This is a genomic window from Streptococcus timonensis, assembly GCF_047460355.1.
Classification (GTDB): domain Bacteria; phylum Bacillota; class Bacilli; order Lactobacillales; family Streptococcaceae; genus Streptococcus; species Streptococcus timonensis_A.
Genome location: NZ_JASHGL010000006.1, coordinates 1 through 20,461, shown reverse-complemented (window position 1 = coordinate 20,461; position 20,461 = coordinate 1). Strand labels below are relative to the sequence as shown.

General features: G+C 38.4%; 23 protein-coding genes, 12 tRNA genes and 2 rRNA genes. 6 read left to right on the top strand and 31 right to left on the bottom strand.

All coding sequences use genetic code 11. From position 1 onward, the window contains the following. Positions 1-59: 59 nt before the first annotated feature. From QM941_RS08985 to QM941_RS08910, 16 genes are all read right to left on the bottom strand, one after another. Positions 60-860: an SDR family oxidoreductase gene (locus tag QM941_RS08985; protein WP_001000837.1), complete on the bottom strand. Its 801-nt coding sequence runs from the start codon at positions 858-860 to the stop codon at positions 60-62. A 183-nt stretch (positions 861-1,043) separates the two neighbouring features. Continuing rightward, on the bottom strand, positions 1,044-2,393 hold the full coding sequence (locus QM941_RS08980) for a glucose-6-phosphate isomerase (RefSeq protein ID WP_000018239.1): 1,350 nt from the start codon (positions 2,391-2,393) through the stop codon (positions 1,044-1,046). 171 nt (positions 2,394-2,564) lie between these two features. Continuing rightward, complete coding sequence (locus QM941_RS08975; protein WP_070889112.1) at positions 2,565-3,254, bottom strand: gamma-glutamyl-gamma-aminobutyrate hydrolase family protein; 690 nt, start codon at positions 3,252-3,254, stop codon at positions 2,565-2,567. 137 nt (positions 3,255-3,391) lie between these two features. Further along, complete coding sequence (locus QM941_RS08970) at positions 3,392-5,158, bottom strand: ABC transporter ATP-binding protein (RefSeq protein ID WP_414340215.1); 1,767 nt, start codon at positions 5,156-5,158, stop codon at positions 3,392-3,394. A 1-nt stretch (position 5,159) separates the two neighbouring features. Further along, positions 5,160-6,866, bottom strand: a complete 1,707-nt coding sequence (locus tag QM941_RS08965; RefSeq protein WP_414340214.1) for an ABC transporter ATP-binding protein — start codon at positions 6,864-6,866, stop codon at positions 5,160-5,162. Between the two features lie 189 nt (positions 6,867-7,055). Then, entirely contained in the window at positions 7,056-7,757 is a 702-nt protein-coding gene (locus QM941_RS08960; RefSeq protein WP_223333822.1) for a histidine phosphatase family protein, read from the bottom strand. 141 nt (positions 7,758-7,898) lie between these two features. Further along, positions 7,899-8,345, bottom strand: a complete 447-nt coding sequence (gene comGG, locus QM941_RS08955) for a competence type IV pilus minor pilin ComGG (RefSeq protein WP_414340213.1) — start codon at positions 8,343-8,345, stop codon at positions 7,899-7,901. Then, positions 8,323-8,784: a competence type IV pilus minor pilin ComGF gene (gene comGF / locus QM941_RS08950; protein ID WP_414340212.1), complete on the bottom strand. Its 462-nt coding sequence runs from the start codon at positions 8,782-8,784 to the stop codon at positions 8,323-8,325. Before comGF ends, comGG begins: the two co-directional genes overlap by 23 nt. Continuing rightward, positions 8,747-9,049 (bottom strand): competence type IV pilus minor pilin ComGE, encoded by a 303-nt coding sequence (gene comGE / locus QM941_RS08945; RefSeq protein WP_414340211.1) that lies wholly within the window; start codon positions 9,047-9,049, stop codon positions 8,747-8,749. Before comGE ends, comGF begins: the two co-directional genes overlap by 38 nt. Continuing rightward, the gene (comGD, locus tag QM941_RS08940; protein WP_414340210.1) at positions 9,012-9,446 is read right to left on the bottom strand and encodes a competence type IV pilus minor pilin ComGD; all 435 of its coding nucleotides are present in this window, start codon (positions 9,444-9,446) and stop codon (positions 9,012-9,014) included. Before comGD ends, comGE begins: the two co-directional genes overlap by 38 nt. Continuing rightward, positions 9,409-9,732, bottom strand: coding sequence for a competence type IV pilus major pilin ComGC (gene comGC / locus QM941_RS08935; RefSeq protein WP_414340209.1), 324 nt, complete (start codon positions 9,730-9,732; stop codon positions 9,409-9,411). The genes comGD and comGC overlap by 38 nt, the downstream gene beginning before the upstream one ends. Position 9,733: 1 nt before the next feature. Further along, entirely contained in the window at positions 9,734-10,750 is a 1,017-nt protein-coding gene (gene comGB / locus QM941_RS08930; protein ID WP_414340208.1) for a competence type IV pilus assembly protein ComGB, read from the bottom strand. Next, complete coding sequence (gene comGA / locus QM941_RS08925) at positions 10,698-11,639, bottom strand: competence type IV pilus ATPase ComGA (RefSeq protein ID WP_414340207.1); 942 nt, start codon at positions 11,637-11,639, stop codon at positions 10,698-10,700. Before comGA ends, comGB begins: the two co-directional genes overlap by 53 nt. 48 nt (positions 11,640-11,687) lie before the next feature. Further along, positions 11,688-12,068 (bottom strand): DUF1033 family protein, encoded by a 381-nt coding sequence (locus QM941_RS08920; protein ID WP_414340206.1) that lies wholly within the window; start codon positions 12,066-12,068, stop codon positions 11,688-11,690. A 139-nt stretch (positions 12,069-12,207) separates the two neighbouring features. Further along, positions 12,208-13,359 carry an N-acetylglucosamine-6-phosphate deacetylase gene (gene nagA / locus QM941_RS08915; RefSeq protein ID WP_414340205.1) on the bottom strand — a complete coding sequence of 384 codons (1,152 nt, stop codon included), beginning with the start codon at positions 13,357-13,359 and terminating at the stop codon, positions 12,208-12,210. Between the two features lie 369 nt (positions 13,360-13,728). Then, positions 13,729-14,109: an NAD(+) diphosphatase gene (locus QM941_RS08910; RefSeq protein WP_247943199.1), complete on the bottom strand. Its 381-nt coding sequence runs from the start codon at positions 14,107-14,109 to the stop codon at positions 13,729-13,731. Positions 14,110-14,299: 190 nt separating this feature from the next. On the opposite strand from QM941_RS08910, the gene QM941_RS08905 reads away from it, so the two are divergent. Further along, positions 14,300-14,626 (top strand): DMT family transporter, encoded by a 327-nt coding sequence (locus QM941_RS08905; protein WP_414340204.1) that lies wholly within the window; start codon positions 14,300-14,302, stop codon positions 14,624-14,626. A gap of 163 nt (positions 14,627-14,789) precedes the next feature. Here the strand turns inward: QM941_RS08905 and QM941_RS08900 are convergent, their stop codons facing one another. Further along, positions 14,790-15,236, bottom strand: a complete 447-nt coding sequence (locus tag QM941_RS08900) for a helix-turn-helix transcriptional regulator (protein WP_049518301.1) — start codon at positions 15,234-15,236, stop codon at positions 14,790-14,792. 319 nt (positions 15,237-15,555) lie between these two features. On the opposite strand from QM941_RS08900, the gene QM941_RS08895 reads away from it, so the two are divergent. Genes QM941_RS08895 through QM941_RS08875 form a run of 5 tightly spaced genes read left to right on the top strand, consistent with a single transcriptional unit; the run spans position 15,556 to position 19,046 of the window. Continuing rightward, positions 15,556-16,029 (top strand): hypothetical protein, encoded by a 474-nt coding sequence (locus QM941_RS08895; RefSeq protein WP_154854128.1) that lies wholly within the window; start codon positions 15,556-15,558, stop codon positions 16,027-16,029. Between the two features lie 40 nt (positions 16,030-16,069). Then, entirely contained in the window at positions 16,070-17,266 is a 1,197-nt protein-coding gene (locus QM941_RS08890) for a replication initiation factor domain-containing protein (protein ID WP_414340203.1), read from the top strand. Positions 17,267-17,268: 2 nt separating this feature from the next. Next, complete coding sequence (locus tag QM941_RS08885; RefSeq protein ID WP_014712744.1) at positions 17,269-17,655, top strand: hypothetical protein; 387 nt, start codon at positions 17,269-17,271, stop codon at positions 17,653-17,655. 59 nt (positions 17,656-17,714) lie between these two features. Further along, positions 17,715-17,909, top strand: a complete 195-nt coding sequence (locus tag QM941_RS08880; protein ID WP_000598356.1) for a DUF3173 domain-containing protein — start codon at positions 17,715-17,717, stop codon at positions 17,907-17,909. A 3-nt stretch (positions 17,910-17,912) separates the two neighbouring features. Continuing rightward, positions 17,913-19,046: a tyrosine-type recombinase/integrase gene (locus QM941_RS08875; RefSeq protein WP_414340202.1), complete on the top strand. Its 1,134-nt coding sequence runs from the start codon at positions 17,913-17,915 to the stop codon at positions 19,044-19,046. Positions 19,047-19,131: 85 nt separating this feature from the next. On the opposite strand, the gene QM941_RS08870 is transcribed toward QM941_RS08875, so the two are convergent. The 14 genes from QM941_RS08870 to QM941_RS08805 form a co-directional block, all read right to left on the bottom strand. After that, a tRNA-Leu gene (locus QM941_RS08870) sits at positions 19,132-19,215 on the bottom strand. A 9-nt stretch (positions 19,216-19,224) separates the two neighbouring features. After that, positions 19,225-19,296 (bottom strand) — tRNA-Gln (locus QM941_RS08865). 12 nt (positions 19,297-19,308) lie between these two features. Then, positions 19,309-19,381 (bottom strand) — tRNA-His (locus QM941_RS08860). Between the two features lie 14 nt (positions 19,382-19,395). Continuing rightward, a tRNA-Trp gene (locus QM941_RS08855) sits at positions 19,396-19,466 on the bottom strand. Between the two features lie 5 nt (positions 19,467-19,471). Beyond that, a tRNA-Tyr gene (locus QM941_RS08850) sits at positions 19,472-19,552 on the bottom strand. Positions 19,553-19,564: 12 nt separating this feature from the next. After that, positions 19,565-19,637 (bottom strand) — tRNA-Phe (locus QM941_RS08845). 6 nt (positions 19,638-19,643) lie between these two features. Then, positions 19,644-19,717 (bottom strand) — tRNA-Met (locus QM941_RS08840). 10 nt (positions 19,718-19,727) lie between these two features. Next, a tRNA-Ser gene (locus QM941_RS08835) sits at positions 19,728-19,817 on the bottom strand. A 5-nt stretch (positions 19,818-19,822) separates the two neighbouring features. Continuing rightward, a tRNA-Glu gene (locus QM941_RS08830) sits at positions 19,823-19,894 on the bottom strand. An 11-nt stretch (positions 19,895-19,905) separates the two neighbouring features. Next, positions 19,906-19,979: transfer RNA gene (locus tag QM941_RS08825), tRNA-Ile, on the bottom strand. A 34-nt stretch (positions 19,980-20,013) separates the two neighbouring features. Beyond that, positions 20,014-20,084, bottom strand: a tRNA-Gly gene (locus tag QM941_RS08820). 5 nt (positions 20,085-20,089) lie between these two features. Beyond that, a tRNA-Val gene (locus QM941_RS08815) sits at positions 20,090-20,162 on the bottom strand. Positions 20,163-20,166: 4 nt separating this feature from the next. Further along, positions 20,167-20,282: ribosomal RNA gene (rrf, locus tag QM941_RS08810) — 5S ribosomal RNA — on the bottom strand. A gap of 80 nt (positions 20,283-20,362) precedes the next feature. Continuing rightward, positions 20,363-20,461 (bottom strand): 23S ribosomal RNA (locus QM941_RS08805); the annotation flags it as partial.

Genomic DNA, 20,461 nt, shown 5'->3' with positions numbered 1-20,461 from the left:
TTCTAAAATATTATACCATCGATTTACTATGGTCAACTCTCTTCCTCACCTTCATTTTTTTAACCGCGAGTTTTCCCTCCGGCAATATTTGTAGTGACTCCAGTTATATAGCTAGAACGGTCTGAAATATAGAATGCTACAAGGTCAGCTACTTCCCGTAGTTTACCACTTCGTCCCAAAGGAGTTGTTGAAGTTGAAGCATAACCAGCTCGAATATCTTCTACCGTCTTTCCACGGGTATAAGCAAGAGCTTCCTCATAAGAAAGAGTTCGAAGTCCCGTAGCTTCCATAATTCCTGGAGCAATTCCAACCACACGTACACCATGCTTACCCAGCTCTTTTGCCCATGAACGAGTGTAACTATAGACTGCTGCTTTTGTGGCAGCATAGGCACTTTGTCCTTCAGAACCTTCCAAGCCTGCTTCTGAAGCCATGTTCACAATTACACCTTTTCCATTTTTCACTAAAATACGTCCCACTGCCTGACTAACCAGATACAAACCTTTTTGATTAATCATCGTTACTTTTTCGAACGTCTCATCGTCCAATTCGTAAGGACCTTTAGGATTTTCTGCATCGATTAATAATCTAGGGATATTAATCCCTGCATTATTGACCACTGCATCAATATTGCCAAATCTTTCAACTATTTTGGCAACACCCTCTTCTACTTCAGAGCGAGAAGTTACATCAACTTTTACAAATAATAGATTCGGGTGACGCAAATCGTTGTCGCTAAGATCAAAATTCGCTACATTGACTCCTAATTCCAGCAATTCTTCAACGATTGCCTTACCGATCCCAGATGACGCGCCAGTCACAAGAACTGTTTTGCCTTTTATGTTTAACCAATCATTCATTTTGATACCTCTCAAATTTTATTTACAAGGCAATTATACAGCGCTTTCATAAAAGAATTAAGACACTCTTTTTTACACTTTTAAAAAAAATAATAAACTAATTAAGAGGCTTGTACTAAAAATCCACAAGAAATGAACTTGTGGATCTTTTTATATTCTAAATGAACTCAAAGCATATGAGAATCAAAGGCGTGCATTCAACTCAGCACCCAGCTCTTCAAAGCCTGGTTTCCCAAGAAGAGCAAACATGTTTTTCTTATAAGCTTCAACTCCAGGCTGGTCAAATGGATTGATACCATTCAGGTAGCCAGAAAGAGCAATAGCCAACTCAAAGAAGTAAATAGTGTAGCCCAAAGTGAACTCATCTTGCTCAGGCAGTGTCACAAACATATTTGGAACTCCACCATCAGTGTGTGCTAACAGCACTCCATCTGTAGCTTTTTTATTGACAAAGTCAACATCTTTTCCTTGCAAGTAGCCAAGACCGTCCAAGTCTTCTGCCAATTCAGGAATCAGCACATTTTTGCGAGGTTTATCTACACGGATAACTGTTTCAAAGAGGATACGGGTACCTTCCTGGATAAATTGTCCCAGAGAGTGCAAGTCTGTTGAGAAGTTAGCTGAAGTTGGATAAATCCCTTTTTGGTCTTTCCCTTCTGACTCACCAGCCAGTTGCTTCCACCACTCAGAGAAGTATTGCAGAGATGGTTCATAGTTAGCTAGAACTTCTGTCAGATAACCTTTACGGTACAAGATATTGCGTACAACTGCATATTGATATGCTTCATTTTCAGCCAACTTATCAGAAGCATAAGCCTTGCGAGCAGCATTTGCTCCTTCCATTAACTTGCTGATATCAGCTCCTGCAGCTGCGATTGGCAAGAGCCCCACTGCTGTCAATACTGTAAAACGACCACCTACACTATCAGGCACTACAAAAGTATCCCAGCCATTAGCATCTGCTTCAACTTTAACTGCACCTTTAGCGCGGTCTGTAGTTGCGTAGATACGTTGGTTAGCTTCTTCTTGACCGTACTTCTTAACCAAGAGTTCTTTGAAGACACGGAAAGCAATAGCCGGTTCAGTTGTTGTACCTGATTTAGAAATCACGTTTACTGAGAAATCTTTGTCTGATACATAGTCTACCAAATCAGCCAAATAGCTTGAAGAGATAGAGTTTCCAGCATAGAGGATCTGAGGTGCCTTGCGTTCTTCCTTTCTTTGCAAGTTTACAAATGAATTATTCAAGAAATCAATAGCTGCACGAGCTCCTAAATAGGAACCACCAATACCGATTACGATCAATACCTCACTATCAGATTGGATTTTAGCAGCAGCCTTTTGAATACGAGCAAATTCATCTTTGTCATATTCTTCAGGTAAGTTCAACCAGCCAGTCATTTCTGCCCCAGGACCTGTACCATTTCTCAGAGCAGAATCTGCTGCAGTCACTTGAGGCTGCATATAATCTAGTTCATGTGGTGCAACAAATTTATCTAATACTTTTGAATAATCAAATTTAATATGTGACATAATATTCCTCCAAAATTTCTTCTCTTCTATCATAACCCTTACCTTAGATTTTTTCAAGTTTTTATACTGAATTTTTCCAAATTTTATCATAATTTAAACATTTGCGTAAAAAATGTTACAATATTAAAATTTGAACGAAATAAGACAAAAAAACGACTAGGTTTCCAGTCGTTACAATTCATTCAATAAATACTCAAATAATTCTAAGTTGCCATCCTCTTTATTGACCAAAAATTCTGGATGCCACTGCAAACCAATAATACGGTGTTCATCGATAGATTCGATTGCTTCAATCGTTTGGTCACGTGGATCTACTGCAGTTACGCGGAAATTAGGTGCCAAGTCTTTAATACTTTGACGATGAACTGAGTTTACTTGACTTTCTTTACTAAACAACTTGGACACAACACTTCCTTCCACTGTTTCAATAGAATGTGAAGTCCCAAAAGGTAGACCTTGCCAATGACCTTCAATCTCCTGATTGAGTGTACCACCAAAGGCAACGTTTACCAACTGAACGCCACGGCAAATGGCTAAGATTGGCTTGTTCTGACGCAAGGCTTCTTGTAGAAGAGCTAGCTCAAACTCGTCGCGAGCTAGATTATAGTCATCGCTATCAATTGTTTTTTCCTCACCATAAAACTGAGGATGAACATTTTGTCCTCCAGTCAAGATGAGCTTATCAATCATTTCTACATAGTCATGGACAAGTGTCTCATCACCAACCGGAATGACCAAAGGAAGTCCGCCAACCTGACGAATACTTTCAGCAAATTTACAGGATACAGATGAGTGGATGTTTTTTCCTTCTGCGTCTACAGGACATAGGTTTGCCGCTACTCCAACAACTGTTCTTACCATTACTGACTTCCTTTCGTTCTCCATTGATAATCTTATCTTATCACCCTTACCCACTCCTGTCTAATATGTATTTTTTAAGTCCGTGATAAAATTTTTTTATCAGAAAAAGTTGCCCAAAATTAGGACAACTTTTTTGCTTATTCAAAGACAAATTGATTATGGTACAGTTCGGAGTAAAAGCCTCCAAGCTTGAGTAATTCGTGATGATTTCCTTGTTCGATAACCTCACCATCCTTAAGGACAATAATCTGATCGGCATTGAGAATAGTTTTCAAGCGATGGGCAATCACAAAACTAGTTCTTCCTGCTACAATTGCCTCCATGGCATTTTGAATCTTGCTCTCTGTTACAGTATCCACGTTTGATGTTGCCTCATCCAAAATTAAGACCTGAGGATCTGTCATCAAGGTACGAGCAATAGAAATCAACTGTTTCTGACCGGTTGAGAATACGCTCTGATCATCATTAATCAGAGTATCGTACTTATCTGGTAGACTTTCGATGTAGTCATGGATGTGTGTAGCCTTAGCAGCTGCTTCTACCATCTCTTGACTAGCATCAGGGACACCAAAGCGAATATTGTCTCGGATGGTTCCGCTAAATAAAACTGAATCCTGCAAGACAATTCCCACCTTGCTTCGCAAGCTATCCAAATCAAACTCGCGAATATCTGTTCCATCAAAGCTGATACTACCTGCATCCACATCATAAAAACGATTGATCAAGTTCATGATGGTTGTTTTTCCTGACCCTGTTGGACCAACAACCGCAATCATTTTCCCTTTTTGAGCTGAAATGCTAACATCTTTCAAAATGGGTTTTCCTGGCAGGTAGGAGAAGTCCACGTTACGAATCTCCACACCTTCTTTTAATTCGTTAACGACTGGAGCATCTTGAGGACGAATTTCTTCTTCTGCATCAAACATTTCTTGGATACGTTCTGCACCTGTAAAGGCCAGTTGCAAACTTCCCCAGCTCGCTGCCAATTGGATAATGGGTTGGTAATATTGCTGAGAAAACTGGGTAAACATGACAATCAAACCCAGAGCAGTTGCTGTTTCGATGTTCTGATCATTCAGTAAGACAGCTGAACCGACAAAAATAACAATAGCTGTATTGACCAAGCTCATTCCGTTCATGACAGGAAAGAGAATTCCTGAAAACATTCTTCCCTTAAAGGTTGCTTTTCGAACACGCTCGTTTTGCTCGACAAAACCAGCGATCACATCTTCTTGAATGCCCTGAACGATAACGGCTTTTTGACCTGAAATACTCTCATCCATATAAGCATTGAGCTTCCCAACTTCCTTTTGTTGGAGGTTAGTGTATTTTCTTGCCAATTTCAAAATGACAATCAACATGATGACAGCTATCGGAGTGCTAGCAATCGTAATCAAAGCCAAGGTCACATTTTTTGCGAACATGACAATCAGCAAGCCAATATAAAGGGCAATATTGGTCATCACAGACACCAGACTTTCGTTAAAAGCCTGTAGGATGTTATCCAAATCACTGGTAAAACGTGACAGGATATCACCATCTTGATGGCGGTCAAAGAAGGAAACAGTCAAGCGAGAAAGTTTGCCAAAAAGTCCCTTACGCATCTCATTTGTCGATTCGGCAATAATGCGGCTCATCAAAACCATATAGATAAGACTCGACACCACGAGCACAATCAAAATATAAGCAAGATTAATCAAGAGTCCTAATAGACTTTGCCAAACCATATCAGGATTTCCATTTTGATAAGCTATAACCAAATTAGCCAGTTCTGTGACTGTTTGACCTGCAAATACTGGAAAGAGGGCTTGTGCAATCGTTGCAATGATAATCATAGCAATAACAACGACAAAAGATATCTTATAAACTTTAAAATAGTTCCAAAAGAATTCAAATGTCTTCATCCTACTCCTCCTTTCCTTTTTGCGTCTCGTAAATTTCACGATAAACTGGGTTTGTTGCAACCAAGTCAGCGTGTTTACCTTGACCAATCAAACGCCCTTGGTCAAGCACTAAAATTTTATCAGCATGCACAACAGAGCTAATCTTTTGTGCGATGATAATCGTAGTCGTCCCCTTCAAATCCTTGTTGAGAGCTTCTTGAACCAAACGTTCCGATTTGGCATCAAGGGCAGAGGTTGAATCATCAAAAATCAAGATACGAGGATTGCTGACAATCCCACGCGCAATAGACATTCTTTGTTTTTGTCCACCAGAAAAGTTAGTCCCACGTTCCTCAACCGGACTCTCAAAGGCCAAGTCCATACGACTAATAAATTCACTGGCCTGGGCGATGCGAGCTGCGCGTTCCATTTCTGAAACTGTCGCATCTCCCTTACCTTGTCTGAGATTATCTGCGATAGTTCCACTAAAGAGAATGGCTTTTTGTAGGACGATAGAAACTGTCTTACGAAGCGTCCCTTCACTAACTGTCCGAATATCCTTTCCACCAATCTTGATCGAACCTTGCTGAGGATCAAATAATCGTGGAATCAACTGAGCCAAGGTTGATTTCCCTGCACCAGTTGCTCCGACAACCCCAACCATTTCACCAGCTGCGATATCGAAGGATACATCTTTTAGAATAGGTTCTTCATCATTTGGATAGGTAAAGGTAACATTTTCAAAACTGAGACTTCCTTCCAATTCTTCATCTTCCACATCATTGAAAGTCATAGCTGGTTCTGTATCAAGGATTTCACGAATACGACGAAGGGAAATCATAGCACGAGTGACTGAATTCCCCAAAAATCCAACCATGACGATGGTAAAGATAATCTGACTCAGGTAGTTTACAAAGGAAGCAATGGAACCAACTACTGATGGATCTGACTCTGCCATACCTGCTACAAGCCAGATTGAGAGAAAAACAGCCCCGTAAGAAATCAACATCATTGCAGGTTGCATAACAGAAAAGGCATAACCGATATAAAGGTTTTCTCCCAACAATTCATCTGACACCTGCGTAAATTTATCAAACTGATCTTTTTCTCGGACAAAAGACTTAACCACGCGCACACCACGCAAATTTTCTTTAGCAATGGCATTGATACGCTCTAGTAAGGTCTGGAATTTTGCAAAGCGCGGTCCCACAACTCCCATCATAAAACCCATTATGGCAACAATCAGAACGACCATGAGAACTAGCACCCACCACAGCGAAGGCAGAGTAACAACGGCTAATATAAAGGAACCAATAAATAAAATCGGTAGTCGAAAGAGGATTTGGAAGGTCATCATAACGACGTTTTGAATCTGATTGATATCGTTGGTCATACGCACAACGAGGTTCCCTGCATTAAACTTCTCAATATTGGCGTATGAAAAAGTTTGAATCTTACGAAAGGCATCTTCACGTAAGTCAGACGAAACTCCTTGAGCAATGTAAGCTGCTAACACTACATTGATCCCACCTGCAACCAAACCAATCAAGGCAACAAGAATTAACCAAAAACCGATAGTATAAATAGCTTCATTATCACCTGTTAGTAGGGCCTCTAAAACCTCCTGCAAATAACGTGGTTGCAAGAGTGAACTCGTTACCATTAGACCTGTCATAACCAAGGAAGCCAGGGCCTGCCATTTATAGGCTTTTATTTTCTGAAACAGCATATTTCCCCCTTATAAGATAGACAAAAGGGGACGACAGTTCTGTCAGTCCCTTCTTATGCTTTCATGTTGATACTATTCTAACAAAAAAGAATGCTATTGTCAAAGCACTCAGCTCTCAGAAGCTTGTGCAAGCACGACATTAGCATTCTATCAATCCTTTAAAAATTCTTCTAAATTTAGTACTGAATTTTATTGTTCTGAACTATCTTGCTTGTCTAATTGAGCTCGTCCAATTTCACGGTAGCTACAGTCCCCAACAATCTTGACTGAAAACTGACCATCTTCGTACTCAAGAATCGTCACACTTCCGTTATCAAGACCATGTGGATGCATGCCGTTAATGAGGTAAACAATGGTACCAATAGTCATTCCATGGCTGACTACCAGAGCATTCCCTCCCCCATTGGCTTCCATTTCCTTGGCAATGGCTTCAAAGCCTTCCCAGATACGACCACTTAGCTTTTCCCATCCTTCAGCCCAACCTGCTGTGTCTACTTCTACCAGACCTTCAGCCAGCTCAGCATAGGACAAACGATGCACATGATCGACATTAAAGATACGAGGAATAATCCCCATAAATAAGTCCCCATCATAAGCACCATCAAAACTACCAAAGCACCATTCACGGATTCGCTTATCCATACGATAAGGAATTTGCCCTGTTAAACCTAGTTCCTCAAGGATAATTCCCATAGTCTGGATGGTACGTCCTGAGTCACTCGAGTAAGCACGCTCAAACTTTAAGCCTGACTCACGCAAACCAATTCCCAATTCGTGAATACCTCGCTCACCTTCAGCTGTTAAAGGAGTATCACTCCAGCCTTGAGCACGCCCAATCGTATTAAACATTGTTTTCCCATGACGCACTAGATATAATTTTACACTTGCCATTTCTCGTCCTCCATATGTATCTATTATAGCATGATTTTAGACAAAATCCTTGAGCCAAGTCACTACTTTCAGGTCTGTCACCCTTCACTAGCTATTGATATTTTCTCCTTTGGAACGAAAACTTCCTGGGAAAAGCCCAACTTAATCAGCTTTTTTAGAAGACTCTTGAACTGGCCTTTCATTCACTTGAGGGAGCTTATCTTCGCTTCTTTCTTCTCTGGTAACATGATTTCCTGGGTTCTTTTCCTTATCTACAGTTTTATCAGCCTGTTCTTCTACCTTTTTCAAAGTTGGCAAGATAAATTCAAAATAATGTTTATCCGTATTCACATTTATAATAAAACCTTTGGAATTATCTTTATAAGTCACTTTCCCGAGATTAAAGGTTCTTTCTCCACTTTTTAAAGTGGCCTTTTGACGGCTTTTCATAGCCATAGCAAAAGCAGCTAATTTTTCTTTATTCAAGACATAGGTTTGCTGATGGGCAACTTGTCGATTGAGATAAAACTGCAACAAGAGACTAAAGATCCCAGCTATGGTAATGGCATAGAGGAGAACTCCCGCCTTAACTTTTTTCTTTTTCCACACGATAGAGAAATTCCCTTTCTAGCCCCTTTTCAAACTGAAAATGAAAATGTACAACTTGTCCTTCTTGTTGAATACGAGCTGATTTGAGACCGTAAACCATGGGTTGATAGCCCCGCCCACTGGCATCGGTTTTGCGAAAATCATCACTTCTTGACTTTCCCATGGAAATCTCCTTACCATCTTGCTTCAGATAAATTCTATCCTTGTCCACTTTTTCAAAATGACTATGCTCCAATTCTGATTCCAGTTGGTCAACAAACAAGAGCCAATCCCTTTGCTCACTTCTTTGCTGATAGCGGACTTCCGACACCAAAAGCTGACTCATCGCTTGAAATAGGAGCAAACTCCCACTGATGACTACTAGGGCGATTAATGATTCTAAAAGTGTAAAAGCTCGCACTCTACCTTTCCTGTATGTCCAATAACTTTTCAGTACCATGGTAGACCTCCAATCCTTGCTCACTTGAAAGAACTCGAATAGTAATGCCATTAACTGTCAGAGTCTCTGCTTCTGTTTGTAAAGCCATACGAGCCACTCGTAAGACCTCCTCCTTTTGCAAGAGTTCTGCTTCCATCCGTCGATTTTCTTGGATTTGACCAAGTAGGAGAGTGGCTATACTGACAAAGATAGCTAATGAAATAATTGTCTCTAATAGAATAACTGCCTTAATTTTTTGCTTCTTGAATACGTTTAATTTTTCCATTTCCTAGATATAGCTGGTAGCGAACTACTTCTTTCCTTGTTTGAAACCTGATGCTGGCTAGAGAAGAATTCCCTCCAGCCTTATCAAAATTTATTGACTGATGTGACTGAAGTTGAATACTGTTAGGAATCGCTAACTTTTGATATCCATTACTAATGCTTCTGTCATGAAAATCCAAACTAATCTTCTTTTGTCCAGCTAGGCTTAACTGCTGTGTTTCTCGGTAAAATTCTTCAAATTCCATAAAGAATATTTGCTCCTCTACAGCTGCAAATGTTGATTGGACAGAATTTGACAAACTCAAAGCCAAGAGACTAACAAGACCTAACACCAAGAGGCTCTCTAACATGGTAAAGGCCCTAATCTGCGACTGTTTGAGCTTTATTTTGCTTAACATGATACTCTTTATAAGCCTTGGCTTGTTCTGCTGTAATACGACCATCAGCCTCGAGTTTACTCAAACTAGCTTCCTCATTCTTATCTAAACTATAAAGCTCCGCTTGACTCTCTACTACCTTAACTACAGCTGCCTTCCCTTTGTCATTAACCGCATCTTTTTGCTTGGTCAGATTTGGGACAAAAAGCAATAGCAGAACACTAATAATCAGTAAGACGATCAACATTTCTACAAGAGTAAAAGCTTTAGTTTTAGCTTCTTTTAATTTCATAATTAGTTTTTTCATTTTAAAAATGAACCTCCATATTTTGATACATTGGCAGCAACATGGCCGCATACAATAAAACGATAAGTAGAGCTACAAAGATAAAGACTAGGGGTTGGACTAGATTCATGGTTCGATTAACCCGAGTAAAGAACGATTCCCAAGTTTTCTCCGCATAAATCTCCAGTTCACTTCCCAGCTTAGACTTAACCTCACCATATTCAATAATCAAACCCAATTCTCTTCTAAAGAAAGGATACGCTAGAACAACCTTGGAAAATTCCTGCCCATTTTGTAAGGCTTGGGCTAAGTCTTGACCAATCTCTCTAAACAGGGGATTGCCTTGCTCCTGCATCATCTGGAATATCTGTGTCAACTCTAAGCCTTGAGCAATCATATTGCCCCATTCTCGAGAATAGTAGGCAGTCAAATAATCTTGGACAAACCTTCCTAGAAAAGGGATACGAGCAAGTAGCGAAAAGACCCTTACTTTACCGGATTTTCTGTAGAAAATCAAACTAGAGAAGATTCCTAGACCCACTAAAAGTGTTGCCCCAAGAAATAGCTGTGGTAGATTACTGATAACTTGGGTTGCTACATTACTGCTATCTAGTTGGGGCAAAAGGTAGTTGCGCAAGCCCAGCATGATTAAAATTAAGAAAGCAAGCAAAACCACTGGGTAAGTTGCGACTTCGATTAGTTTCTTCTTGACCTTGGCTAGATTATCCAGATATTCTTCTATCTTTCCTAAACTTAGATGCAGATTTCCATGTAGTTCAGCCAAAGAAAGTTGGGTCACAATCGAACTTGAAAAACCAAGATTTTCCATCATTTCCGAGAAAGATTTCCCTTGCGAAAGCCCTAGATGCATCTGAGATACATAGTCTTTTTCTAACAATAGACTTCTTTCTAAGAAGGAAATAATCTCAACCAGGTGAAAACCACTCGCATAGAGATTATTGAAAAGAGTAATGATCTTCTTTTGTTTACTTGTAGCTAATCTTTTCGGTTTCAGCTTGAAGGGCAGTGATATGTCCATCTTTAAAAAGTTGGTCAATTTGCAGATTCCACTGCTCTGCCCGATGTTCTTGATAATTTTGGTTTGCAAAATCAATCATTCCTCCTCCCCCTATTAATCTTTGATAACAAACGCCTTGTAAAACGACTGCCAACTCTTCCGCACTGACCCCTAATTCTAGGAGGCGTTCATATACACCTCGGATACTCTTGGCATGGATTGTCGAAAAGACTGTCGCTCCAGTCAAACTAGCTCTAACAACTGCTCGAGCAGTCTCACTATCTCGAATCTCACCGATGATTAAGAGATCTGGACGATGACGTAAGGATAGTTTGATTAGATTTTCATAACTAAGTCCAATAGCTTCGTTTAATTGCAATTGCAACATTTCTTCTTGTTTAATCTCAACAGGATCCTCAACAGACATGACCTGTTTCCCTTTAAACAAAGACTTGGCTAGTTCATGCATAAGAGTCGTTTTTCCACTACCTACTGGTCCTGCAAAAAGGTATAGACCTCGTTGCCTGTGCATTTCTCCTAATTCTTCTAAATTTTGGAACCAAAACCTTAGTTCTTGGTGCTCATCATGTAAGAGACGGATAACCAGGCTCTCATGGCCTCGATAATCCCCAACGGTTGATAGACGAAGAGAAGATACCTTTTCACCATGTTGATAATCACAGGACCCCAGCTGGCTACGGCGCTTCTCTCCAACGTTCATCCCCGCAAGAAACTTAAAGTGACTAATAACTGCCCCTAACTTTTCAAAGTCATAACGACCAATATAACGCCTCTCGTCGCCAATTCGCATATGAACTTCATAGACATTTTCCTTGGGAATAAAGTAAATATCTTGAGCTCCCTCTTTCTTAGCCAACGAAATCAAATCTTGTGCAAGTGTTTGTACCATATCACCCTCCTCATTTTATTATTCGAAGAAAAAATAAAAAAGAACAACTTATTCAAAAGTTGTTCTCTCTTTTTTCACACAACAGCTACGGTGACTCTCATGACCCGTCTGTTTTTCGTAACCAGGTCTAAATTTTTCATCCGGAATGACTTGCCCATCTTCCAACAAGACCAAGGAATGATATTGCTGAAGAAATTCATCACAGTCATCACACCAACGTTTATCTTTTGGATCCCAAAAGATGGTCATTAAGTCTCCTCGACTCTTATAAAGAGGTGTTTTTTCTTCAATAGCAAACCAACATGATTTATAATACTTTAAGGCAGTATAGTAATTATCAAATCGTTTACTAGCAATAATATCTTCTTCCCATCCCTCTATAAACCACCAAGGCTCAAAATCGCCATACATTTCTATCACTCGATACATACTTTTACTTCCTTTGCATGGTCTATTATATCTAATTTCATGGAACATTAAAAGAAATTTGCTTAACACAATTATAAGGGCAATTTTTTCAATTCTAAATAAAAAGAACACCCTCTCGGATGCTCTTTCTTTTACTATCTTATGCTTGGTAACGTTTAACACCATCTAGATAAGTCGCTACCAATTCCAAATCTTTATCAAGGACGATAAAGTCAGCATCGTAGCCTTCACGGATTTGTCCGCAAACGTCATCAATATGAACTGATTTTGCTGGGTTGAGACTGGCCATCATAACTGCTTCATGTGGATTTGCAATGCCCCATTCAACAACATTTTTCAAACCGTCTTTAAGTTTGAGAATAGAACCTGCCAAGTTTCCAGTTGACTTGAGACGAGCAGTACCATTAGCAACTACTACAGGGAATTCTCCCAACATATAGTTACCATCTTGCAAACCACCCGCAGTCATGCAGTCAGTGATAAGAGCAATATTTTCAACACCTTTTTGTTTCAAAAGAATATCGCAGGCCTTCGGATCTACGTGGTAACCGTCACAGATTAATTCTGCATAAGTATGAGGCAATTCATACATGGCACCAACCATCCCAAGTTCACGGTGAGTTAACCCACGCATACCATTATAAGCATGAACCCAAACACTTGCACCAGCGTCAACAGCCTTTTTAGCTTCATCGAATGTCGCATTCGAGTGCCCAAGAGCCACAGTTACACCTTCACCCGTCACAGTACGAACAAAATCCTCAACGCCATCACGCTCTGGAGCAAGAGCAATTTTATTTAACAAACCGTTGGCAGCTTTTTGCCAAGCACGGAACTCATCCATACGAGGATCTTTCATGTAAGCAGGATTTTGTGCACCTTTAAATTCTTCTGTAAAGTAAGGTCCTTCAAAATAAATCCCACGAATTTTAGCACCAGATGCCTCTTGGTAACGAGCACCAATGTTTTCAGTAACAGCCAACAATTGTTCATAAGATGAAGTAAGTGTAGTCGGTAAGAAACTAGTAACACCAGTGCTAAGAAGTCCTTCACTCATAGTATGAAGGGTTCCTTCGATATTATTATCCATAACATCAACACCACCGAAACCATGAATGTGAGTATCAACTAGTCCCGGAGCAATACTGTACCCAGAATAATCAATGACATCAGCTCCCTCAGGAACTTGGTCAAGATGTTTACCAAACTTACCATCAATTAATTCTAGATAACCTCCGCGGCGAATTCCATGTGGATAGAAAAATTGATCAGCTTTAATATAATTAGGCATAATGATAACCTCCTTTAAAAGTAAATTCTACTATTTATTATGTCAATTATATTATAAACCTTTCAAAAGTATTTGTAAATGGTATAGACCTATCTCTAGTAAAATTTTTATAAACTTATTTAAAATAAAAAAACAAGGCTCGAAAACCTTGTCTTTAATACTATACCGGCGGCCGGGGTCGAACGGCACGTCCTAATGGACACTGGATTTTGAGTCTAATATTATTAGTTTTAAATCTCAGAAATATTGATTTTATAAGCTTTTTTTCCATAATATTTTTTAAAACTTAGTATCACTTCCAAAGTTTAGATACTTTTTAGTAACTATAAAATGCTAGAAAGTATACTCCTTATTAAAAAGAGTTTTGGACTAGTTTTGTGCAATTTTATTACCCATATCCGTAATAAGAGAGGCTAAATTAATTGCCTTTAATGATTGTAGAAATTGGTTGTGAATATCATTAGACACATAACCAGCTAGCAAAATATGCTCAGCCATGTCATATTGCTTAATCAAGAGAATCTTATCATGTTTTTCATTAAATAAAATCGCACTAATTGCTGTATTAAAGACTGGAAAACGAAAACTCGCACATTGTGAACAATAAGGAATATCTCCCTCATCTTTTAAAAATTTTTTCTCCAAAGGATGCCCACATTCGGGACAACAAGTCATTGTTTTGTCAAATATAGAAGCCTCTTTTTTAAAGTTCTTAAAAGTAATTTTACCAGTAAAATCGAGACCACGCAAGACATTGAAATAAATCAAGACTTTTTTTAAAATTTATCTTATGATATACTAAACTTATCAGCTATTGGTTCTGAAAAAGTGTCTGCCACAGTTTTACTACAAATTCTCATGACTTGTGCCAAGATTTATAAAAAACGGATAGCTATAATAGCTCTTAGAGCAAAAACATGACATATAGGAGGTTAAAGACATGTCATACTTTTATCTTTTTATCGCCATTGTAGGAGAGATATTGGGAACTAACCTTTTGAAATTATCAGACGGTTTTACAAAGCCTATTCCAACCGTTTCTGCCCTACTTAGCTATGGCGTTTGTTTCTATTTCTTATCACTAGCATTTCAAAAAATTCCTGTAGGAATAGCTTATGCAACATGGTCAGCTGTCGGTTTAGTTTTGACAGCCTCTATCGCAGTAATGATTTTCAAAGAAACACTAAATGTTTATAGCATTATCGGTTTAATTTTGATTATCATTGGTGTTGTCATGGTTAACTTATTAGGAAATGCAGGACATTAATAAAACCGGCTCTATACTATTTGTAGTGGGTAAATCCCCTATGGATATTATGGAGCCTATTTTGTTGTAGAAAAAAAGTTCCATAAGAACTATAATGAAAAGCTAGAATTCTGTCAATATTTTGGACACATTTTGGGAGGGAATTTTGAAGACTAGCGTCCTCCTAATTTTCCCAATAAGTTTTAACTTCTTCAAAAATCTTATTCAAAAGTTCTGCATCTTTTTCTGACAACTGATTTTTTTCTATAACTCTATCTTTTAGTTCTGTTGCCTTTATTTTATTTCTTGCCACCGAAACTGCTATTGAATGTTTCAAAATATCAAACTCATCCTTTGAAAAGTTTGCAATATTGGTAAGATCTAATTGTTCTAGAGGTAAACTACTGATAATTGAATAAGGTTTTTGTCCCAGCAAATAATCTGTAGTAGTACCAAAGATATTTGCTAACTTTACAACGAATTCTAATCCTGGTTCTAACGTTCCATTCTCCCAACGAGAATATGTCCCTTGTTGAACTCCAATTAATTCCGATATTTGTACTTGAGTTAATTTTTTTGATTTTCTGAGAGTTTTTAATCTATCTGAAAATTTATAATCCTCTGTATACATAAGTCTCCTATAAATATTCTTAATCGTATATTTTTACTTGACAAAATATTCTAAACGGTATAAAATAGAATTATTCCATAAGGAATATTTATTTTGAGATTAAATATTCCATTGAGAATATTATAGCATAAAAGGAGGTAAAAGCGTATGTAACTAGTAGTCGATTTAAAAAATTTTAATAAAGGAGGTAGGATTCGACAAAATAAAAAATCTTGAAACAAATGTGCCGTTCGTTCCAAGATCAAAACATATTATGTAACAATTATACCACAGAAAACTCCTCAGTTGCACAAGAAAATTTCGGAGGTTTCACAAAAAGATGACCAATAAAGAGTTAGTCAATCAAATTTCTGGCCTAAACTCTACCTCTACTCTTAAAAATTGGATTCAACTGATTAAAGAGATAAGTGGCAAGGAATTTAAAAAAATTAAAATTCCTATCAGTAGAAATCCCAGAACTCATCAATTAAGTTATACAGTTACCTATGACTTTACAGACGAAGATCTTAGACAATTTCAAAAGTTAGCTAAACTAAAACTTGAAATAGGTCTAAAAGAGGCTATACAAGCCGTATTTGGGAGTCTAGCAGACAATGAGCATGAATCCCTAAACCAAGTAATAGATGAGCTCTACGATGAACTGAGCGACTTAAAACAGGAATTTAAGCGAGAAATGCGACTGATAAAAATTGAGAATTCCAACCTAAAAAAGAAAATCGAAGATATTGAAGAGTCGATGCAAACCGGCTTACTAGGGTTTGTTCAGAAGAGGTCAAAAAATAGGTTCGGCTAATAGCGAGTTTTCGGCTGAGCCATGAGGCAGAAAGCCGAAAATGAGCGTAGATACGGACGGACCATTTTTGACCGATAGGGTGTGTAGTAACACCACCCTCTGCAAGTCAGGTGTACCATCGAAAAAATTCAGTATTACCAAGGGTTTTGGAGATTTTAAGGGTGGCAAAATTAGGCAAAAAGTTGAATCAAAATCTATGGCAAAAAATGAGCATTTACGTTCTGTATTTGACTGGATTCAAATTCAGTTTGATAAGACTGAATTTTCGCCAAAAGAAATAATCGAAGATATCCTTTTTCTTGACTTTGACCTATTTATTGAGAATAAGGGGAACCTTAAATACTATAACTATGATAGCCAGCTTCATTATGGGAATATCCGTATCTACTATGGAGCGAAAGAGTCGTCCTACATGCTTGTCATGTCAGGACAGGCACTCGAGTTCTATAGAGATATGGTATTAGATCCAAATAGTCTGTCCGAAAGACAGTTTCTGAACAACCTCTACTACAATTACAATCAATTTTCAGTAAGACGAATTGATGTTGCAATAGATGATTTTAATGAAACACCCTATTTCACTCCTAATCAACTTCTAAAGATTTGTCAGAAGAAACGCTTTATATATGGAAAAAGCACCTACTACAATACCTACGGAGATGAAACAATCGGTCAGACCTTATATTTAAGAAAACCCAATGATGATGAAAGACTTAGAATTTACGATAAGCGCTTAGAACGGGCTGAGAAGCTCGGGATCAGCAAGCGGTATATAGAAAATTGGATAAGAACTGAGTTAGAACTTAGGAAAGAAAAAGCTCACTACTTCATTCAAGAATGGTTGGATTCAGAAATAGATCTTCTCAACTTTACCAAGGGATATCTCAAAGAAAAAGTGAGGTTCTATAGTGATAGTCACTTCTCAAAACCTTTGAGATCTTGGGATAAGTTTTTAGGACACTCAAGACCTGTCTCTATCATTATTTCAAAACCAAAAACAGAACTGGAACAAAAATTAGAATGGTTTACCTATAAAGGTTCAGGGGCTATTCTAAAAGCGTATAAATTTCTATACGACAATAATTTATTGCATGAGCATGAGAAATCTAACTATCTCGCACTCAACAATATGGAATATCCACCAGATTTAGCAAGTGGATTAATAGAAAGGGCTATACTCTTTAAAAGAGAGGATTTGATCCCCACAATCAAAGAAAATATCAAAAGGAGAAATTAACTATGGCAAAAATGCTTTCACAAAATGACTGGAATTTTAATAATATTGGAACAAAATTTGAATTGGATGAAGTTATTCCAAAATTTGAAACGGAAGTCCGAGCAGATGCAAACGGAGAAATTATCAAAAACCGAGATGGTAGCGAAAGACGTTTTAATACCAATAAAATCATTGGTTGGAAATACAATGTAACGATCAAGGATGGACAATTCAAAAAGAAATCAACCCAAGTCTCAGTAGACAATCCAGATGCCTTGGTTGATAATGACTATATCCAAGCAATGGATGAAGTACCAGTTACATTTGACAATTTACAAGCTACTATGATTAGCACGACAATGTATTACAAGGCTGATGCTATCCATTTAGTAGATGTAAAACAAAAATAAGTAAAATACAAGGGGAGTTAATCCTCCCCTTAGTTAATCTAATTAGAAAAGGAGATCACATGATTAAAACTGTAACAAAAGATGACCTTATCGAACTTGGATTTGCTCCAGGAACTGCAAGAAAGATTATCCATACCGGCAAATTACTATTAGTGAATCGTGGTTTTAACATCTACGATAACAAAAGGATTGGTACAATTCCAGCCAGTGTCGCAGAAGAACTATTAGGAATTGAACTCCAGAAAGAAGCGTAGCTTATGGCTTTACGTAAAAGTAGAGACGGAACTTGGATTGTTGATGTTTCCAATGGTATAAATCCAATATCTCTAAAACAACGTAGAATTGTAAGAAAAGGATTCAAAACTAAAAAAGAAGCATTGGAGGCCGAACAATACTTACGAAGTGTCGAACTTAAAGAAAAAAGTTTCAACTCAAAAATATCAATTGATATCCTTTATGATCTCTTAAAAGAAGAGGATAGAATAAACAACAGAAAACAAAGCTATATAGATACACAAGAAAACAACTATAACAGGCATATAAAAAACTATTTTGAAAAAGTTGATGATGTAGCTAAATTAACTTATGAAGATATCTATCAATTCAGAGAACATCTAAGAGATAAAAATACTCAAAACTCAGAAAAGAAGCTAAGTCCAAACACTATTAATAAAATTATAATTTTACTAAAGAAAATTCTGGATGTTGGATTAAGAAAGGGATTTTACAAGGAACATCCCGTAGGATTACTGAAAAAATTACCCATAGAAAAAGCAAAATTAAATTTCTGGACAGTAAAAGAATTTAAGCATTTCTTAACACTATTTAGCAACGATGAATACAATATAAAATTACTATTCACAGTTCTATTTTTTACTGGTCTAAGACTCGGAGAAGCTCTTGCTCTAACGTGGAAGGACATAGAGTTTTCTACAAATACAATCCATGTAAGTAAATCAATATACGTTAAAAAAGGTGAAGAACACATTAGTAGTACAAAGACAAAAGCTGGAACCCGAAGAATCATCATGAACACCAAACTAGTGGAGACACTAGAAGAATGGAGGCAAACACAGCATGAAAGATTAAAAGAATTTACAACCAACCTAGATGATCTACAGATATTTCAAAATAGCCCGATTACGATAACTAAGGATTCAATCGAAAAACAATATAAAAAAATATTACAAAGAGATAGTTCTTTAAAAAAAATAAGAATTCATGACTTCAGGCATTCACATGCTTCCCTACTAATAAACCAAGGAGAAGATTATCTTGTCGTAAAAGAAAGATTAGGACATGCTTCTATAACTACAACAATAGATACATACTCTCATTTGTATCCAAGCAAGCAACAAAAATTAGCGGATAAATTAGATGATTTGTTATAAAACTAGTAATTTTAAGTAACTCAGCGTTACAAATTCAACAAATAAAAGAAAAAGACAAGGTCCGAAAACCTTGTCTTTAATACTATACCGGCGGCCGGGGTCGAACCGGCACGTCCTTGCGGACACTGGATTTTGAGTCCAGCGCGTCTGCCAATTCCGCCACGCCGGCAAAGTATAACTGGGGTAGCTGGATTCGAACCAACGCATGAGGGAGTCAAAGTCCCTTGCCTTACCGCTTGGCTATACCCCAATAATATAAATAGGCGAGTGAGGGGAATCGAACCCCCGAATGTCAGAGCCACAATCTGATGTGTTAACCACTTCACCACACCCGCCAAAATTTTACTAACACGGGCAGTAGGAATTGAACCCACACTGAAGGTTTTGGAGACCTTAGTTCTACCTTTAAACTATGCCCGTTACTATGGAAGGGGAGGGATTCGAACCCCCGAACCCGAAGGAGCGGATTTACAGTCCGCCGCGTTTAGCCTCTTCGCTACCCTTCCAAAAAATATAAATGGCGCGAGACGGAATCGAACCGCCGACACATGGAGCTTCAATCCATTGCTCTACCAACTGAGCTACCGAGCCAAAAAATTGCGGGAGCAGGATTTGAACCTACGACCTTCGGGTTATGAGCCCGACGAGCTACCGAGCTGCTCCATCCCGCGCTAATATGAAAGGAGGATGTGGGATTCGAACCCACGCACGCTTTTACACGCCTGACGGTTTTCAAGACCGTTCCCTTCAGCCGGACTTGGGTAATCCTCCAACTATAGTCCGTACGGGATTCGAACCCGTGTTACCGCCGTGAAAAGGCGGTGTCTTAACCCCTTGACCAACGGACCATAATATAAAATGGGCACGAGTGGACTCGAACCACCGACCTCACGCTTATCAGGCGTGCGCTCTAACCACCTGAGCTACGCGCCCAAGTTAAAAAACTTGGTATTTGAACAAAGTTCAAAGCGGGTGACGAGAATCGAACTCGCGACAACAGCTTGGAAGGCTGTAGTTTTACCACTAAACTACACCCGCTAAAATGGGAGTTAACGGGATCGAACCGCTGACCCTCTGCTTGTAAGGCAGATGCTCTCCCAGCTGAGCTAAACTCCCTAGAGCTAAGCGACTTCCATATCTCACAGGGGGCAACCCCCAACTACTTCCGGCGTTCTAGGGCTTAACTACTGTGTTCGGCATGGGTACAGGTGTATCTCCTAGGCTATCGTCACTTAACTCTGAGTCATACATACTCAAAATTGAATATCTTTCAAATTTCACTTAAAAACTAATCACGCTTCGTATTCTCAGTTACTTTGGATAAGTCCTCGAGCTATTAGTATTAGTCCGCTACATGTGTCGCCACACTTCCACTTCTAACCTATCTACCTGATCATCTCTCAGGGCTCTTACTG

Bases quoted from the DNA above. Each gene is read 5' to 3' on its own strand.
- QM941_RS08985 (WP_001000837.1), bottom strand. From the start codon at position 860: ATGAATGATTGGTTAAACATAAAAGGCAAAACAGTTCTTGTGACTGGC.
- QM941_RS08980 (WP_000018239.1), bottom strand. From the start codon at position 2,393: ATGTCACATATTAAATTTGATTATTCAAAAGTATTAGATAAATTTGTT.
- QM941_RS08975 (WP_070889112.1), bottom strand. From the start codon at position 3,254: ATGGTAAGAACAGTTGTTGGAGTAGCGGCAAACCTATGTCCTGTAGAC.
- QM941_RS08970 (WP_414340215.1), bottom strand. From the start codon at position 5,158: ATGAAGACATTTGAATTCTTTTGGAACTATTTTAAAGTTTATAAGATA.
- QM941_RS08965 (WP_414340214.1), bottom strand. From the start codon at position 6,866: ATGCTGTTTCAGAAAATAAAAGCCTATAAATGGCAGGCCCTGGCTTCC.
- QM941_RS08960 (WP_223333822.1), bottom strand. From the start codon at position 7,757: ATGGCAAGTGTAAAATTATATCTAGTGCGTCATGGGAAAACAATGTTT.
- comGF (WP_414340212.1), bottom strand. From the start codon at position 8,784: ATGGTACTGAAAAGTTATTGGACATACAGGAAAGGTAGAGTGCGAGCT.
- comGE (WP_414340211.1), bottom strand. From the start codon at position 9,049: ATGGAAAAATTAAACGTATTCAAGAAGCAAAAAATTAAGGCAGTTATT.
- comGD (WP_414340210.1), bottom strand. From the start codon at position 9,446: ATGTTAAGCAAAATAAAGCTCAAACAGTCGCAGATTAGGGCCTTTACC.
- comGC (WP_414340209.1), bottom strand. From the start codon at position 9,732: ATGAAAAAACTAATTATGAAATTAAAAGAAGCTAAAACTAAAGCTTTT.
- comGB (WP_414340208.1), bottom strand. From the start codon at position 10,750: ATGGACATATCACTGCCCTTCAAGCTGAAACCGAAAAGATTAGCTACA.
- comGA (WP_414340207.1), bottom strand. From the start codon at position 11,639: ATGGTACAAACACTTGCACAAGATTTGATTTCGTTGGCTAAGAAAGAG.
- QM941_RS08920 (WP_414340206.1), bottom strand. From the start codon at position 12,068: ATGTATCGAGTGATAGAAATGTATGGCGATTTTGAGCCTTGGTGGTTT.
- nagA (WP_414340205.1), bottom strand. From the start codon at position 13,359: ATGCCTAATTATATTAAAGCTGATCAATTTTTCTATCCACATGGAATT.
- QM941_RS08905 (WP_414340204.1), top strand. From the start codon at position 14,300: ATGTCATACTTTTATCTTTTTATCGCCATTGTAGGAGAGATATTGGGA.
- QM941_RS08900 (WP_049518301.1), bottom strand. From the start codon at position 15,236: ATGTATACAGAGGATTATAAATTTTCAGATAGATTAAAAACTCTCAGA.
- QM941_RS08895 (WP_154854128.1), top strand. From the start codon at position 15,556: ATGACCAATAAAGAGTTAGTCAATCAAATTTCTGGCCTAAACTCTACC.
- QM941_RS08890 (WP_414340203.1), top strand. From the start codon at position 16,070: ATGAGCGTAGATACGGACGGACCATTTTTGACCGATAGGGTGTGTAGT.
- QM941_RS08885 (WP_014712744.1), top strand. From the start codon at position 17,269: ATGGCAAAAATGCTTTCACAAAATGACTGGAATTTTAATAATATTGGA.
- QM941_RS08880 (WP_000598356.1), top strand. From the start codon at position 17,715: ATGATTAAAACTGTAACAAAAGATGACCTTATCGAACTTGGATTTGCT.
- QM941_RS08875 (WP_414340202.1), top strand. From the start codon at position 17,913: ATGGCTTTACGTAAAAGTAGAGACGGAACTTGGATTGTTGATGTTTCC.